Below are 15,084 nucleotides of genomic sequence, written 5' to 3'. Positions count from 1 at the left end.
TCAGCGAAGCATTATCCGGCCGAGACACTAAAGTGCCATCTAGTGGATAATCCCGCTGAACTGGCTGAGTCCCGGGATGTCTGTAGCTTGGCATCCCTACCTCAGCGAACCGTGGCAAGAAGGCGTTCACCGAATGACAAACTGGCTGCAAGGCGGCGGCGAAATGGCCGAACGGGTCCGGCATCACAACTGGGCCAATACGCCATTGGGGCCTTTGGAACACTGGCCGGACGTACTGAAGACCACCGTCGCCCTGTGCCTTGCCTCCAGTTTCCCCCAGGCGATCGTCTGGGGGCCTGCGCTGATCACGCTTTACAACGACGGGTTTATCCCGATTCTCGGCGACAAGCCTGATGCCCTCGGGCGGCCATTCAACGAGATCTGGCAGGAAGCCTGGCCCCAGATCAGTCCGATCGCGGATGCCGCCTTCGCAGGTGAAGCCACCTTTATCGAAAACTTCCCGCTGACGATCGAACGCGGCGGCGCGCCGGAGCAGGCGTACTTCACCTTCTGCTACAGCCCGATCCGCGACGTACAGGGCAAGGTGGTCGGCATGCTCGACACCGTGACCGAAACCACCGCCACCGTGGTTTTGTCCCAGCGCCTGGCCGAGCTGAATGCAAGTCTGGAGCAGCGCGTCACCGAAAGGACCACCCTGCTGACCCAGACCGAAGCCGCCTTGCGTCAATCGCAAAAGCTCGAAGCCATCGGCCAGTTGACCGGTGGCGTGGCCCACGACTTCAACAACCTGCTGACCATCATTCGCTCATCCGTCGACTTCCTGCGGATGCCGAGCCTGTCCGAAGAGCGTCGCCAGCGCTACATGAGCGCGGTCACCGACACCGTGGACCGGGCCGGCAAATTGACCAGCCAGTTGCTCGCATTTGCCCGGCGCCAGCCGCTGAACCCGGAAGTGTTCGATGCAGGCCTGCGGGTGAAAAACATCGGCGAGATGCTTGAGACGGTGACTGGCGCGCGGATTCATGTGCACGTCGAACTGCCCGGGCAGCCGTGCTACATCCGCGCCGACTCCAGCCAGTTTGAAACCGCCCTGATCAACATCGCCCTCAACGCCCGGGACGCGATGAACGGCCAGGGCAGCTTGACCCTGCGATTGGACGCCGATCAAGCACTGCCGAGCATCCGTGGTGACGCCGGTTCACGCCAGGCGTTCATCGCCATTTCACTCACCGACACCGGCAGCGGGATTCCCGGGGAGACGTTCGAGCGCATCTTCGAACCCTTCTTCACCACCAAGGAAGTCGGCAAGGGCACCGGCCTGGGACTGTCCCAGGTGTTCGGCTTCGCCAAGCAATCGGGCGGCAACGTCGATGTGGCCAGCCAGGTCGGCCAGGGCACGGTGTTTACCCTGTACTTGCCGCAAGTGGTACCTGAAGAGAGCTTCCAACGTGACACCCCGGACACCTGCGGGCTGATCACCGAATGCGCCCAGCGCCATATCCTGGTGGTGGAAGACAACCTGGAAGTGGGCCGCTTTGCCAATCAGATCCTCCAGGACCTCGGCTACCAGACCACCTGGGCAACCAATGCCGAACAGGCGCTGGAACTGGCCGGCGCAGACGCGTTGGGGTTCGATGCGGTGTTTTCCGATGTGGTGATGCCCGGCATCACCGGGGTGGCCCTGGCCAGGGAACTGCGACGGCGCCGGCCCGGCCTGCCGGTGGTACTGACCTCGGGCTACAGCGAGGAGCTGGCGGAAAGCGGCTATGAAGGCCTGGTGTTCCTGCCCAAGCCCTACTCGGCCGACCAGGTGTCACAGGTGCTGGCCAAGGCGCTGCTCAAGGGCTGAGGCCTATTCCGCGACGGCCACCTGGTTACGCCCGAGGGCCTTGGCGCGGTACAGCGCCTTGTCTGCGGTGTTCATCAGGCCGTGCAGGTCCTGGTCCACCGCGCGGGCCCAGGCCACGCCGAGGCTGGCGGTCAACCCCTTGACCGGCTCGCTGGTCAGCCCGGCAATGGCCTTGATCAACTGCTCGGCGATGTCCCGCCCGGTCTCCAGCGACGTATCCGGCAGCAACACCGCAAACTCCTCGCCCCCCAGCCGCCCGTACACATCGGCCTGGCGAAACGACGCGCTGATCACCCCGCCGATCTGGCGCAGCACCTGGTCCCCGGCCTGGTGCCCGTAGGTGTCATTGATGTCCTTGAAGTGGTCCATGTCCATCATCAGCGCGCACAACGGCTGCTGGTTATGCCGGCACTGTTCGTAGAGCAACTGTGCATGCTCGAAAAACGCCCGGCGGTTCATCAGGCCGGTGAGTTCGTCGGTTTGCGCGGCGCGGGCGGAGATGTTGTGGGCTCGTTCCATTTGCCGGGTCAGGCGAAAGGCTTTTTCCAGGGCATCCGACAGCTTGCGCGTGGCGCCACCGACAAACGAAGAGAACACCAGCACCGCCAGGGCCATGCCGACTTGCATCGACGACGGTTGAAACAGCAGCCACAGGGTGCACGGCAGCAGTACCAGGCCCATGGAGACCAGGGTCATGTAGCGATAGGCCGAATAACACGAGACTGCGCTGACCGACATGCCCACGGTGAACAACATCACCAGGGCCTGGGACAGGCGGTCGTCGGTGGGCATCAGGACGAATGCGCCGATGCCCCAGACCCCGGCCGACAACATCAACGTTACCCAATAGCGCCGCTCCCAGCGCGCGGGGGTGCGTTCACTGTTGGGGCAGCGAAACCAGTCCATGAACATCCACACCCGCAGCAACGACGTCCCCGCCAATACCACCAGCCAGACCAGCATTACCCGGTGATCAAAACGTTCCCAGCACAGCCAGCACAGCATGGCGGCCGCCATATAACTGCCGAACACTGCAGAGAATGACTGGCGAAACAGCTGGTGCAATCGATCTGTTCGTACCTGCTCCTCGATGAAGCAATCCTGATCCTGCCCACGCCCAAGGCCATTCATTTGGTCCGCCTGATCTTACTGCCGCGACAAAGTGCCATTGTGGCATCCTGCCAGTAGCCCTAACAACTGAATCAAGCGTGCTAGAGCGCCGAAAGCAGGATAAATATAGGTGAACACCTTCTCGCTCGCTCCAAGGATCAGAGTCCACCCATGAATACCCACCCGATAACCACCGAACGCCTGATTCTCAGGCCCGCAGCGGCCGACGATGTGGCCAGTGTATTTGCCATTTATGGCGATCCCGAGACCAACCGCTACAACCCGGCAGGCCCCTTTACCGATCTGGGCCAAGCCGAGGCCGCCCTGGCTCGCTGGCTGCTGCACTGGACAGAACATGGTTTTGGCCAATGGGCGATTGCCACACAAGAGGCGCCGGACTGCGTGATCGGCTTTGGTGGCATCACCTTGTACCCCTACAACGACGTTGAGCGGATCAACCTGGGCTACCGCTTTGCGGTCAGCGCCTGGGGCCAGGGCTTTGCAACCGAGATTGCCAGGGCGGCGTTGCAGTTTGCCTTTGTCGAGCTGGACCAGCCGCAGGTGTACGGCGTGGTGCGTCCGGCGCATACAGCATCGATCAAGGTGCTGGAGAAAATCGGCATGCAGTACATCGATGAGCTGGACGATGTACCCGGTCAGGCGCCGAGCCTGGTGTATGTGGCCCGGCGGGCCCTCTGACCTTTGTATCGCAGTGTGTCCAAACACCGCTGCGATACAAAACCTTTAACCCAACCGCTTTCTCGAAACAGACGGGATACACAACTACGTTCAACTGTGAGCCAGGCACACCACCCGCCGCCGGAGACTCACCATGCACACACAGTTGAACACCCCACCCCGCCGCCTGATGGGCGCGTCGCTGCTGGCCTTTGCGCTGTTGCAGTTCGGTGCCCTCGGCGTCGCCAGTGCACAGGACGCGCAAGCACCGGCGGCTGCCAGCGCAACTGCCCACAGCGCGCTCGGCCCGTTGAAGCATGTGAAAGCCGGCTTGCTGGATGTGGCCTACGCCGAAGTCGGCCCGGCCGATGGCCCGGTGGTGATCCTGCTGCATGGCTGGCCCTACGACATTGACAGCTACTCCGAGGTAGCGCCGCTGCTGGCTGCCCAGGGCTACCGGGTGCTGGTGCCTTACGCCCGCGGCTATGGCGATACCCATTTCCTGTCGGCAAAGACCCTGCGCAACGGCCAGCCGGCCGCCCTCGCCGTCGACCTGATCGACTTCATGGACGCGCTGAAGATCAAGCAGGCCGTGCTCGGCGGCTATGACTGGGGGGCGCGCACCGCCGACATCGTCTCGGCGTTGTGGCCTGAGCGGGTCAAGGCGCTGGTATCGGTCAGCGGCTACCTGATCGGCAACCAGGCCGCGGGCAAGAACCCATTGCCGCCCAAGGCCGAGTTGCAATGGTGGTACCAGTTCTACTTCGCCACCGATCGCGGCGCCGCCGGCTATGCGAAAAACACCCACGACTTCGCCAAGTTGATCTGGCAGATCGCCTCGCCAAAATGGGCATTCGACGACGCCACCTTCGACCGCAGCGCCAAAGGCCTGGACAACCCCGACCACGTCGCCGTATCGATCTTCAACTATCGCTGGCGCCTGGGGCTGGTGCAGGGAGAGAAAAAATACGCTGCGCTGGAGCAGAAACTCGCCACCGCCCCGTCCATCAACGTGCCCACCATCACCATGGAAGGCGACGCCAACGGCGCGCCGCACCCGGCCGCAGAGGACTATGCCAAACGCTTTACCGGCAAGTACGAATACCGGCTGATCAGCGGCGGCATCGGCCACAACCTGCCGCAAGAAGCACCGCAAGCCTTTGCCAAGGCTGTGATCGATGCGGACCACCTGTGATGAAGCGCCTGCATCTTGCTGCACTCGCCGCTGCAACAGCTGCCGTGGTGGCCACCGCTACCGGGTTCGCCTTTGGCGGCCCGGCTACCAGCGAGCCTTCGCCGATCTACGGCGTGACCATTCCCGACGGCTACCGCCAATGGGAGCTGATCGCGCCGGCACAGGAAGCCGACCCGCTGAATGAACTGCGGGTGGTGCTGGGCAATAAAGTGGCGCTCAAGGCGTACCGCGAAGGCACGCTGCCCTTCCCCGACGGCACTGTGCTGGCGAAACTGGCCTGGAAGCACGTGCAATCGCCCGAGTTCAAGACCGCGTCGATTCCCGGCGCGGCGACCACAGTGCAGTTCATGGTCAAGGACTCGAAGAAATACGCAGCGACCGGAGGCTGGGGCTTTGGACGGTTCATCAATGGCAAGCCGGTGGACCAGGCGCAGCATGAGACGTGCTTTGCCTGCCATCAGGCGCTGGTGAAGAACCACGATTATGTGTTCACCCGGCTGGCGCCTTAGCGCAATAGCCCTTTTCAACAACAAACGCCGTGGCGCTCACGCCCGGCTTCAGGCCCAACTCGGCCACCGCGTCGCGGGTCACGATGGAAAACACCTTCGAACCGCCCGCCAACTGCTCGCCGCCGGGCAGGGTCAACACCACTTCGGCATTGACCGCGCCGTGCTGGACCTGGCTGACCTGGCCTTTGAATACGTTGCGTGCACTGACTTTCATGGAAACGGTTCTTGTCTTGACCTGTAGGTTGGGAATTGCCGCGCATGGTTAAACGTTGCGTTGTGTAAAAACAACTGTAGCGCCCTGCTCTGGCTGGAACCCCACGCCAATAAAGAAGGCCGCCCAATGGGCGGCCTTCATCTGGAGCAGTTACCGACGACTGATTAAAACAGCGCGTAGGTGTAGTTGAAGATCAGGCGAGTCTGATCCTGGTCGGCGGTGCCGGTGTTATGGCCGTGGTAGCTGCCGGTACGGAACGTAGTACCGAAGCCTTTCAGCGGGCCTTCCTGCACGACGTAATCAAGACGGAAATCGGTTTCGCGTTCCGACTGATCGCTGCCACCGGCAACCTTGGCCTTGATGTCGCTGCCGTTGAGGTAGGCAATCGAGGCTTTCAGGCCCGGCACCAGGGTTCTGAAGTCATACAGGTACTGACCGAAATTGACCTGCTCGCCCGCACGGGAGAACTGGCCAACCACCGCGTCGGTGAACAGGTAGAAGTCGGAGCCGGCCGCGCCTTGGGCGGTTGGATCGGCGATGCTGCCCTGGTTGACCCAGACGAAGCCACCGTCATCACTCACGCCGATATGGCCGAGCATCAACTGGCTGCCGCCCAACTGATAGGTGAAGGCAGCACTGTAGGTTTTGTTGTCGACTTCACCGGCGTGCTTGGCATAGCCGCCGTTGTTGTTGAACGCATAGCCGGCCGAACCGTTTTTGCCGTCGCTGGTGCTGTCGAAATAACGCAGGTCGGTCTTGAACGACTGGTCATTGCCCAACGGCAATACGTGGACCAGGCCGAAATAGTTCTGTTTGTAGAAGTCTTCCAGGTTGGCGTAGTAGTACTGCAACGTCAGGTTTTTAGCGATGACGTTGTCAGAAGAACCAAACGGCTGGTAGTCGACACCACCGAAACGGAAGCTGTCGCTGTCGCGAGTGGCACCGGCCACGCTCAAGCCCGTGGAGTTGCTCGATGCACGACCTTCAGCCTTGTTCAGCTCGCCGCCGGTGAAGGTGACGTTGGGAATGTCCTTGGAGGTCAGGATGCCGCCGTCAAAGGTCTGCGGCGCGGCACGGCTGTCGTTGGACACCAGGATCGGCAGGATCGGCGCCAAACCACCGCCCACGTGCAATTCAGTCTGGGAAATACGGAATTTAACGTTGCCGGCTGCGCGACCGAAGCTGTCAGCAGGCTCGGTGCCGTTGTTCTTCACCGGGAAGAAGCTGTTGCCGTTACCCGACAGGCCATTGCCCGCTGCGTGGCCATCGCCACCGTCCAGGCGCAACGCGCCGAAAGCCATCACGTCGAAACCTACGCCGACGGTGCCCTGGGTGTAACCGGATTTATAGTCGAAACGCAGTACTTGAGCCGCTTCCCGCAGGTCGTTCGCCGTGCCGGAGTGAACGTCGGCGTTGTAGTACATGGTGCGCGAACTGATCGAAGAATGACTGTCTTCGAGGAAGCCGCTATGGCCGTCACCCGTGCCAAGTGAGCCAAGACCAAAGCCGTCTGCGCTGGCGTGTTGTGCAAGGACAGCCGCCGTGATGGCCAACGCTAATGTAGAGAGTTTCATTTACTGCGCCCCTGTGAACATTATTTTTTTACTGTCCTTCGAGCGAATACCGTTGCGGCCCTGCAAACGCTGCGGATTGTGGCATGGGGCCGATGGCGCAGAATGTGAAATTTTTGTCATGTACCGATGAAAAAACCGTCATGAAAAGGCCGTACAAGCCGGCCTTTTTCGAGGGTTGAATGGCCTGCGGTTGTACGACAACCGCTACTGCACCGTGCGCTGATCAGGCAGGAGTCGGTGGCGAAAATGCGAGAAATGGTAGGCAACCGCCAGCCACATAAACCATGCAGGCATCACGCAAAGGGCCAGGCGGGTATCTGGGCGAAGTGCCAGCAGGCAAAGTACGAACGCCAGGAAGCCAAGTGAAACCCACGCCAACGGCACGCCACCGGGCATTTTGTAGAGGGATTTTTCATGTAGCTCAGGGCACTTTTTCCGATAGGCGATGTAGGACGCCAGGATGGTCGACCAGGTAAAGATCACCAGGATCGCCGAAACAGTGGAGACGATGGTAAAGGCCGTCATCACTTCCGGGACTATAAACAGCAGCAACAAGCCCAGCAGCATCAGGAAGGTGGTAAACGCCAGGCTGATAAACGGCACGCTGTTTTTCGACAGTCGTCGGAATATCCCGGGTGCGTCTCCCAGGTCCGCCAGGCCGAACAACATGCGACTCGCCGAAAACACCCCGCTGTTGGCCGAAGAAGCCGCTGAGGTCAGTACCACGAAATTCACAATCCCGGCGGCGGCGGGAAAGCCGGCTACCAGGAACAGCTCGACAAAGGGGCTCTTGCTGGGGGACACCTGCTCCCAGGATGTCACCGCAATGATGCAGGCCAAGGCCAGCACGTAGAACAGGATGATCCGCAGCGGAATCGAGTTGATTGCCTTGGGCAGTGTCTTCTCCGGCGAACGGGTTTCGGCCGCCGCCGTGCCGATCAACTCGGTACCGGCAAACGAGAAGATCGCCATCTGGAACCCGGCAAAGAAGCCGAACACGCCATTGGGAAACGCCGCCTGTTTATCCAGCAAATGATTCAGGGAAGCCGTGACGCCGGTGGGCGACACAAACGAGCTGGCAATCAACACCACGCTCACACTGATCAGGGTCACCACGGCGATGATCTTGATGATCGCAAACCAGAACTCCACCTCGCCGAACAGCCGCACCGTCAGCACATTCAAGGCAAACAGGGTCAGCAGCATTGCAATCGCCGGTATCCAAGCCGGCACGTGCGGGAACCAGTACTGGAAAAAGCCCCCGACCACCACCGCATCCCCCACCACCGCCACGCTCCAGCTCAGCCAGTACGACCAGCCAAGAAAAAACGCCGCACGCGGCCCCAGGTAGGCACCGGCAAAGTCGGCGAAGCTCTTGAAGTTCAGGTTGGACAGCAGCAGCTCACCCATGGCGCGCATCACGAAATACACAAACAGCCCGATGATCATGTAGATCAGGATGATCGAGGTGCCGGACAGCGCGATGATCTTGCCCGACCCCATGAACAGGCCGGTGCCGATCGCACCGCCCATGGCCATCAGTTGGATATGGCGGTTGTTGAGGGTGCGTTGCAAAGCGGGCTTTTCAATCAGCCCGGGCACGGTTGTTTTCATCACAAAACCTCTTGTTATGTTTTTGAGTTTTGGCAGAAAAAAGTCAGGCGTTGTTTATTGTTGGAATGGCATCGGGGTCAGGCGTGTTTGTTCTCGAAACCGTGCAGCACGTTGACCGCGTTGATGCCGATTTCATCGACCATGTAGCCGCCTTCCATCACAAACAGCGTGGGCACGCCGACGCTGGCGATGATCTCGCCGATGCCGAGGAAGTCGCGGCTTTCCAGCAGGAAATGACTGATGGGATCGTCCTTGAAGGTGTCGACGCCGAGGGAAATCACCAGCACTTGCGGCGAGAACGTTCTGAGTTGATTGCAGGCGTCGAGCAACGCTTCTTTGTAGGTGCTCCACCCAGTGTTTTTCGCCAGCGGGTAGTTCAGGTTGAACCCCTCGCCCGCCCCGGCACCGCGCTCGGCACTGAAGCCCGAATAGTAGGGATACGACACGGACGGATCGCCATGCAGCGAGACGAACATCACGTCATTGCGGTTGTAGAAGATGTTCTGCGTGCCGTTGCCGTGATGGAAATCCACGTCCAGCACCGCGACCCGTTTGGCGCCTTGGGTGATCGCCTGTTGCGCGGCAATGGCTGCGTTATTCAGGTAGCAATAACCGCCCATGTATTCCCGCGCCGCATGGTGGCCCGGTGGCCGGCACAGGGCGAAGGCGCTGTCGTGGCCTTCATCAATCAATGCCAGGCCGGTGAGTGCGATATCGGCGCTGGTCTTCACCGCTTCCCAGGTGGTGCTGGTGATCGGTGAACCGGCATCCATCGCGAAAAACCCGAGCTTGCCGTCGATGAATTCCGGCACCTGCTCATTGGCCAGGTCCCGCACCGGCCACACCAGCGGCAAGGCGTCATGGGCACGGCCAATCGCCGTCCATTCGGCCCAGGCGGTTTCCAGGAAGGACACGTAGCGTTCGCTGTGGGCATTGACGTAACAGGCCCGGTCGAACGTGCGCGGCACGATGATATCGCCCAGCCCAACGTGCTTGACCCGATCACGCACCGTGTCGGCGCGGCTGGGTTGTTCGAAGGACGGCTTGAGCACGCCATCCTTGAGTTCGGTGCCATGGTGCAAACGATGAGAGTCGCTGAAAACAGTCAACATGAAAGACATCCACCCGTGAAAGACAGGTGATTATTTTGTTCTGGCTGCGGTGGGCTTTCTTTGCTTTTACATGCGCCGATGCTAACGTAATCGGGAATTTTTACCCCAAATAGCCGCTATGAAGAAAAATAAAACCAGACAGGTCGCACTCGACGACACCGATCTCGCCATCCTCGCCTTGCTGCAGGAAGACGCGAGTATTTCCAACGCCGAACTCAGCGAGCGCCTGTCACTGAGCCTCACTCCATGCTGGCGACGGCGCAAGCGGCTGGAGGAAGAAGGCGTGATCAAGGACTACCAGGCCAACCTCGATCGCAAGATGCTGGGCCTGGAGATCATGGCGTTTGTGCATGTGCGGTTTGCCGTGCATTCCGACCATACGCCAGAGGACTTTGAGGCGGTGATCAAGGAGCTGCCACAGGTGCAGTCCTGCCACAAGATCACCGGGGATGCGGATTATCTGCTGCAGGTGCTGGCGGAGGATCTGGACGCCTACAGCGATTTTGTGGAGAGCGTGTTGCGGCGGCAGTTGGGGATTGCGTCGATTCAGTCGAGCCTGGCGTTGCGGGAGGTGAAGGCGACAAGTCGGGTGGCCATTCCGGGGCGGGTGGGGAAGTGATCCGATGCAAATACTATTGTGGCGAGGGAGCAAGCTCCCGTTGGACTGCGTAGCGGTCCTGTCGTTGGAGGCGCTTCGCACCCCCAGCGGGAGCAAGCTCCCTCGCCACAGGCTGTGTGTTGTCCGAAGACATCTGACGGCTAGTGCAGGGACTGCTGCAGGAACTCGCTGATCAGGCTGAGTACCTGCTGCTGGATCTGCGGCTTGGGACGAGCACCCTTGGCATCCAGGCAAATGAAGCCTTCGCCGGGGTCGCTCTGTTCAATCCGCTCCACCGCGCCCGGCTTGCAGATGGGCAGGAAGCTGAAGTGCGTGGCGTCGCTGATTTCCACGTAGCGCGAAGTCTTCTGCGGCAGGCGCTTGGCCAAGTCGGCCGACTCGAGTGCGGCGGGCAATTCCGGCGATGGCGTGCCCGCCGCAATCACCAACGTGGGGCGGTTCAGCACCGCGAGGCTGGCATCGCTGAAGCCGCGGGCGAATCCCAGGTCCAGGGAAACAATGGCCGCCACGCGCGGGTCGCTCAAGTCACCGGCCAGTCGCTGCCTCGCCTGCTCGGTACGACCAACCTCAAGTTGTTCGTAGGCCTTGCAAGGGGCAATTTCCGGATGCAACTTGCAGTCCTCGGTAAAGCGCTGCGGATCAAAGCGGGCACCGCCGACTTCGAGTGCGGTCCAGCCACCGAGGGAGTGCCCGACGACGGCGATCTTGCGCTGGGCCACCGCGCCGAAGCGTTTCGGCTGGGCAATCACGGCATCAATCACCCGATGGATATCGAGGGGCCGTTTCCACAGCTCGGAAGCGGCCGGCTGTGTGCGGTCCTTGCTGGTGGTGCCGGGGTGGTTGGGCGAGGCGACGATATAACCCTGCCCGGCCAACGCACTGGCGAGCCAGGACTGGTTGATCCAGTTGCCGAAGATGCCGTGGGAGATCACCACCAACGGATGCTCGCCGGCAGCCGGTGCGGCGTCCTTCAAGGCCGGCGCGCCGACAAACACCGGATTGTCAGCAATCAGTTCTGGTGTGCCGGAAGCATGGGTCGGGTACCACACCGCCACCTGCAACGGCCTGCCGTGCTCCGCGTCGGGAATCACTATTTCCTGGAAGCCGATCCGAACCTCATTGGCCTGGGCCAGACCGGTTACAACCGTCAACAACAGCGCAGCACACAGCGTTTTCATCCTTGAGTTCCCTAAGTGGCTAAGCGCCATATTCTGGCATGCCCGTAATGGGAAAGCAGGTGGGAAATCAATGCGCGTATAAATCATCAGGCTATGGCAACTATCCGAATGGTACGACTACCATGTAGTCACACTCCTTTCAGATAGCCCCCAATGATCAAAGCCAGCCTGCGTAGTCACCTGACCCTCTGGTTTGCCGGTTTGTCGCTGCTCACCCTGGTGAGCGTAGGGTTCTACGTTGGGCACATCGCTACCGAGCAACTGAAACTGGCCAGTGGCAATGCCTTGTTGAGCACTGCCCGCTCCACCGCCGCGCTATTGGCGGTGCAGCTGCGTGAACGCCAGCTCGAAGTGTCGCTGCTCAGCCGCGCACCGCTGTTCAGACGGGGCAACCTGGACGATCCGGACATACTGACCTCCATGGAACAACGCACCCAGTCCCGCGCCGAGTACGCGTGGATGGGCGTCGCCGACACCGACGGGCGTGTGCGCCAGGCGGTGAATGGGCTGCTGGTCGACCAATCCGTAACGGCACGGCCCTGGTTCCAGGCCGGTTTGCAGGGCAACTACACCGGCGATCCCCACGAGGCGGTACTGCTTGCCAAGCTGCTGCCGGGCTCCAACGGTGAGCCCTGGCGCTTCATCGACTTTGCCGCACCGATTCGCAATGCCGGGGGCCAGGTGATCGGCGTACTGGGGGCTCACGCCCATTGGACGTGGGTGACACAAATTGTCGAAGCGGCCAAAGGCAATACGCCGGACATCGAGGCGCTGATCATCGACAACGACGGCAAGGTGCTCTACCCGGAACAACTGGCCGGGCAGCAACTGCCCCAGGACCGCCTGGCCAATGACACCGGCTGGTCGGTCGACAACGGCTACGTGACCAGCGCCGTGGCGGTGCCCAGCCCGTCGAATTCCAGCCTGACCTGGTACATCGTGATGCGCCAGCCGCTGGAAATCGCCCTGCACCCTGCCCGCGTATTGCTCTACAAACTGCTGCTGTTGGGCGTCATTGCCGCGGTGATTTTCGGCTTCGTGGCGTATTACCTGGCGTCGTACCTCAGCCGGCCCATCGAAGAGCTCGCGCGTTCAGCCAAGCAGGTCCAAAACCAACAGCCTGGCGCGTATTTCCCTCAAGACCATTTCGTACTGGAAATCGCCCAGCTCGGGCGCTCCATCAAGGGCATGACCCAATCGCTGCTTGGCAAAGAGCGCGAACTGCAGGACACCAATGCGTCCCTGGAAGCCACCGTCGCCCAGCGTACTGCCGCCCTCACCCAGGCCAATGCCGAGCTGTTGAACCTGGCCAGCCATGACGCCCTGACCGGCGTCTACAACCGTCGGCGCTTCGATGAAAAACTGGCGGAGTACAGCCTGCTGTTCCAGCGCAGCGGGCGCGCATTTGCCTTGCTGCTGATCGACGTTGATCATTTCAAGCGGATCAACGATACCCATGGGCATGCCGTCGGGGACGATGTACTGCGCCAGCTCGCGCAGTTGATTCAGGACGCCACCCGCGCCACTGACTTCGTCGCCCGTTACGGCGGTGAAGAGTTTGCGGTGCTGTTGCCGGAAATCGAAGCGCCGGACAGCCCGGATGTGGTGGCCGAGAAGATTCGCGCGGCAATTGCCGGAGCGCATTTCGAGACCGTTGGGCAGGTCACGGTGAGTATTGGCGTCGGGCTCGTTGAAGCTTCGGACAGCGACACCACAGTGCTGATCAAGCGTGCGGATCAGCAGTTGTATCGGGCCAAGTCGTCGGGGCGTAATCGCGTGGCGTGACGGTGTAGTGCGTCATGAGCCTTTCCAGAAAGCCACAACGCTCTTGATTAAATATCGACAGCCGCGCGCCCATGACCGTAATCTGCCCCACGAACGATGAACACAACGTATGCAGGTCATCAATGGCTGAGGTGCTGGACCGTTTCGACCAATGGCTGGCTCGGTTCGGCAAGCGTTAGGTTCATCTGGACTCGGGAGATGACGATTTCCAGGGCTTTATCATCGATGCTGAACAGGTCGCGGCAACCATCGAGCTGGCGCGTGTCGCCGGTATCAACGCCAGTCTTGAGAGTTTCTGATTTCAGGTAAATATCCATGTCCATCACCGACAACCTGCTCGCCTTCACCTTCGCCGCCACGTTGCTCACGTTGACGCCCGGACTGGACACGGCCTTGGTATTGCGCACTGCAACGGTGGAGGGCAAGCAACAAGCCTTGCGCGCCACCCTGGGTATCAATGCCGGCTGCCTGCTGTGGGGTGCAGCGGTGGCCTTTGGGCTGGGCGCGTTGATTGCCGTGTCCGAGGTGGCCTTCAACGTATTGAAGTACTGCGGCGCGGCTTACCTGGCGTGGCTGGGCTTGAACATGCTGGTGCGTCCGCGCAGTTCGCTGGCGTCCGTCGAGGCCGATGGAAAGCCCGGCGCCAACTGGTTCCTGAAAGGCATGATGGGCAACGTGCTCAACCCCAAGATCGGGATTTTCTACGTGTCTTTCCTGCCGCAGTTCATTCCCCAGGGGCATCCGCTGGTGGCGTGGACGTTCGGGCTGGTGAGCATCCACGTGGTGATCAGCCTGGCCTGGGCACTGATACTGATCGGTGCCACGCAGCCATTGGCCGGTGTGCTGCGGCGTGAAAAGGTGATCAAGTGGATGGACCGCACCACCGGCATGATATTCGTGCTGTTCGCGGCCCGGCTGGCCTTCAGCAAGCGCTGAAGTCAGCGCCGGTCCCGATGCCGTACCAGGCCTTCCAGGGTAAACCGCGCCTGCATCAGCACCACATCCCGCACCAGTTCCATTTCCTTCTGGCTCACTTCGGTCCAGTTCAAGGCGGAGAGCAGCTTGGGTTTCTGCACCCGAAACGCCAGGCCCTGGGTGAACAGCGCCATCGAGTGGATCACCGTGCGTTCGTCATCAACGGCAAGGCCGGCAACGCGCGCGATCAGCAGGCGGATCACGTTGGCGATGCGCGCCTTGAAGCGTTCCTCGAACGCCATGGTCGCGCTTTCAGGGCAGAGCCCGGCTTGATGGCGATCAAGAAACGCCCGCCACGCGGTGGTCTGGGGACTGTCCTGGATCGTTGAAACCACCGCGCCGAGAATGCCCAGTGAGGCGTCGATCAACCTCTGATCGTCGACCCCGGGATCGGCCAGCGCACCTTCCGCGGCTTCAACGGTAGGCGCCATCTTCTGCCACAACAGCGCGATCAAGTGCTCGACGCATTCCAGGTACACGCCTTCCTTGCCATCGAAGTAGTACTGGATCGCGGGCGCATTGACGCCGGCAGCATTCGCGATGTCTCGCGTGGACGCGCCGTCGTAGCCACGCTCGCCAAATACCTCGACAGCCGCCTCGATAATGCGTGCGCGGGTTTCTTCACCCCGCTGATAACCCCCTTCGGCGGCCGGTTTGTGTCGTGCCATGTGCCACTCCATTTTTTTAACGTAACCAAAATATACCAGTTGA

The 15,084-nt window shown here is 61.0% G+C and carries 15 protein-coding genes; 7 read left to right on the top strand and 8 right to left on the bottom strand.

Annotation, left to right across the window (positions count from 1 at the left end; all coding sequences use genetic code 11):
* Nucleotides 1-133 precede the first annotated feature (133 nt).
* A complete protein-coding gene (locus HX821_RS08420) occupies nucleotides 134-1,810 on the top strand; it encodes an ATP-binding protein (RefSeq protein WP_177009438.1) in 1,677 nt (558 codons plus the stop codon).
* A 3-nt stretch (nucleotides 1,811-1,813) separates the two neighbouring features.
* Here HX821_RS08420 and HX821_RS08415 read toward each other — a convergent pair whose 3' ends face one another.
* Nucleotides 1,814-2,941, bottom strand: coding sequence for a sensor domain-containing diguanylate cyclase (locus HX821_RS08415; protein ID WP_177035589.1), 1,128 nt, complete (start codon nucleotides 2,939-2,941; stop codon nucleotides 1,814-1,816).
* Nucleotides 2,942-3,091: 150 nt separating this feature from the next.
* On the opposite strand from HX821_RS08415, the gene HX821_RS08410 reads away from it, so the two are divergent.
* From HX821_RS08410 to HX821_RS08400, 3 genes are all read left to right on the top strand, one after another.
* Nucleotides 3,092-3,619, top strand: coding sequence for a GNAT family N-acetyltransferase (locus HX821_RS08410; protein WP_177035588.1), 528 nt, complete (start codon nucleotides 3,092-3,094; stop codon nucleotides 3,617-3,619).
* Between the two features lie 133 nt (nucleotides 3,620-3,752).
* Nucleotides 3,753-4,793 carry an alpha/beta fold hydrolase gene (locus tag HX821_RS08405; protein WP_003215199.1) on the top strand — a complete coding sequence of 347 codons (1,041 nt, stop codon included), beginning with the start codon at nucleotides 3,753-3,755 and terminating at the stop codon, nucleotides 4,791-4,793.
* Entirely contained in the window at nucleotides 4,793-5,302 is a 510-nt protein-coding gene (locus tag HX821_RS08400; protein ID WP_177035587.1) for a cytochrome P460 family protein, read from the top strand. The genes HX821_RS08405 and HX821_RS08400 overlap by 1 nt, the downstream gene beginning before the upstream one ends.
* Here the strand turns inward: HX821_RS08400 and HX821_RS08395 are convergent.
* The 4 genes from HX821_RS08395 to HX821_RS08380 form a co-directional block, all read right to left on the bottom strand.
* Entirely contained in the window at nucleotides 5,283-5,516 is a 234-nt protein-coding gene (locus HX821_RS08395; protein WP_008436351.1) for a molybdopterin-binding protein, read from the bottom strand. The two genes, HX821_RS08400 and HX821_RS08395, sit on opposite strands and share 20 nt — an antisense overlap.
* A 164-nt stretch (nucleotides 5,517-5,680) precedes the next feature.
* The gene (locus HX821_RS08390; RefSeq protein WP_023658889.1) at nucleotides 5,681-7,090 is read right to left on the bottom strand and encodes an OprD family outer membrane porin; all 1,410 of its coding nucleotides are present in this window, start codon (nucleotides 7,088-7,090) and stop codon (nucleotides 5,681-5,683) included.
* A gap of 204 nt (nucleotides 7,091-7,294) precedes the next feature.
* A complete protein-coding gene (locus tag HX821_RS08385) occupies nucleotides 7,295-8,704 on the bottom strand; it encodes an amino acid permease (protein ID WP_177035586.1) in 1,410 nt (469 codons plus the stop codon).
* 77 nt (nucleotides 8,705-8,781) lie between these two features.
* Nucleotides 8,782-9,816, bottom strand: coding sequence for a histone deacetylase family protein (locus tag HX821_RS08380; RefSeq protein WP_102369196.1), 1,035 nt, complete (start codon nucleotides 9,814-9,816; stop codon nucleotides 8,782-8,784).
* A 118-nt stretch (nucleotides 9,817-9,934) separates the two neighbouring features.
* Between HX821_RS08380 and HX821_RS08375 the strand changes: the two genes are divergently transcribed.
* A complete protein-coding gene (locus tag HX821_RS08375; protein WP_008436349.1) occupies nucleotides 9,935-10,435 on the top strand; it encodes an Lrp/AsnC family transcriptional regulator in 501 nt (166 codons plus the stop codon).
* Between the two features lie 140 nt (nucleotides 10,436-10,575).
* On the opposite strand, the gene HX821_RS08370 is transcribed toward HX821_RS08375, so the two are convergent.
* Nucleotides 10,576-11,613, bottom strand: coding sequence for an alpha/beta fold hydrolase (locus HX821_RS08370; RefSeq protein ID WP_177035585.1), 1,038 nt, complete (start codon nucleotides 11,611-11,613; stop codon nucleotides 10,576-10,578).
* A gap of 153 nt (nucleotides 11,614-11,766) precedes the next feature.
* Between HX821_RS08370 and HX821_RS08365 the strand changes: the two genes are divergently transcribed.
* Nucleotides 11,767-13,398, top strand: a complete 1,632-nt coding sequence (locus tag HX821_RS08365; RefSeq protein WP_177022587.1) for a sensor domain-containing diguanylate cyclase — start codon at nucleotides 11,767-11,769, stop codon at nucleotides 13,396-13,398.
* 119 nt (nucleotides 13,399-13,517) lie between these two features.
* On the opposite strand, the gene HX821_RS08360 is transcribed toward HX821_RS08365, so the two are convergent.
* Nucleotides 13,518-13,715, bottom strand: a complete 198-nt coding sequence (locus tag HX821_RS08360; RefSeq protein WP_158213553.1) for a hypothetical protein — start codon at nucleotides 13,713-13,715, stop codon at nucleotides 13,518-13,520.
* On the opposite strand from HX821_RS08360, the gene HX821_RS08355 reads away from it, so the two are divergent.
* Nucleotides 13,714-14,334, top strand: a complete 621-nt coding sequence (locus HX821_RS08355) for a LysE family translocator (RefSeq protein WP_008436344.1) — start codon at nucleotides 13,714-13,716, stop codon at nucleotides 14,332-14,334. The two genes, HX821_RS08360 and HX821_RS08355, sit on opposite strands and share 2 nt — an antisense overlap.
* A 2-nt stretch (nucleotides 14,335-14,336) precedes the next feature.
* Here the strand turns inward: HX821_RS08355 and HX821_RS08350 are convergent, their stop codons facing one another.
* Nucleotides 14,337-15,041: a CerR family C-terminal domain-containing protein gene (locus HX821_RS08350; protein WP_003215166.1), complete on the bottom strand. Its 705-nt coding sequence runs from the start codon at nucleotides 15,039-15,041 to the stop codon at nucleotides 14,337-14,339.
* Between the last annotated feature and the right edge of the window lie 43 nt (nucleotides 15,042-15,084).

The organism is Pseudomonas sp. B6001 (genome assembly GCF_013386015.1).
GTDB lineage: Bacteria > Pseudomonadota > Gammaproteobacteria > Pseudomonadales > Pseudomonadaceae > Aquipseudomonas.
This window is presented reverse-complemented; position numbering and strand designations above follow the sequence as displayed.

Bases quoted from the DNA above. Each gene is read 5' to 3' on its own strand.
- HX821_RS08420 (WP_177009438.1), top strand. From the start codon at position 134: ATGACAAACTGGCTGCAAGGCGGCGGCGAAATGGCCGAACGGGTCCGG.
- HX821_RS08415 (WP_177035589.1), bottom strand. From the start codon at position 2,941: ATGAATGGCCTTGGGCGTGGGCAGGATCAGGATTGCTTCATCGAGGAG.
- HX821_RS08410 (WP_177035588.1), top strand. From the start codon at position 3,092: ATGAATACCCACCCGATAACCACCGAACGCCTGATTCTCAGGCCCGCA.
- HX821_RS08405 (WP_003215199.1), top strand. From the start codon at position 3,753: ATGCACACACAGTTGAACACCCCACCCCGCCGCCTGATGGGCGCGTCG.
- HX821_RS08400 (WP_177035587.1), top strand. From the start codon at position 4,793: ATGAAGCGCCTGCATCTTGCTGCACTCGCCGCTGCAACAGCTGCCGTG.
- HX821_RS08395 (WP_008436351.1), bottom strand. From the start codon at position 5,516: ATGAAAGTCAGTGCACGCAACGTATTCAAAGGCCAGGTCAGCCAGGTC.
- HX821_RS08390 (WP_023658889.1), bottom strand. From the start codon at position 7,090: ATGAAACTCTCTACATTAGCGTTGGCCATCACGGCGGCTGTCCTTGCA.
- HX821_RS08385 (WP_177035586.1), bottom strand. From the start codon at position 8,704: ATGAAAACAACCGTGCCCGGGCTGATTGAAAAGCCCGCTTTGCAACGC.
- HX821_RS08380 (WP_102369196.1), bottom strand. From the start codon at position 9,816: ATGTTGACTGTTTTCAGCGACTCTCATCGTTTGCACCATGGCACCGAA.
- HX821_RS08375 (WP_008436349.1), top strand. From the start codon at position 9,935: ATGAAGAAAAATAAAACCAGACAGGTCGCACTCGACGACACCGATCTC.
- HX821_RS08370 (WP_177035585.1), bottom strand. From the start codon at position 11,613: ATGAAAACGCTGTGTGCTGCGCTGTTGTTGACGGTTGTAACCGGTCTG.
- HX821_RS08365 (WP_177022587.1), top strand. From the start codon at position 11,767: ATGATCAAAGCCAGCCTGCGTAGTCACCTGACCCTCTGGTTTGCCGGT.
- HX821_RS08355 (WP_008436344.1), top strand. From the start codon at position 13,714: ATGTCCATCACCGACAACCTGCTCGCCTTCACCTTCGCCGCCACGTTG.
- HX821_RS08360 (WP_158213553.1), bottom strand. From the start codon at position 13,715: ATGGATATTTACCTGAAATCAGAAACTCTCAAGACTGGCGTTGATACC.
- HX821_RS08350 (WP_003215166.1), bottom strand. From the start codon at position 15,041: ATGGCACGACACAAACCGGCCGCCGAAGGGGGTTATCAGCGGGGTGAA.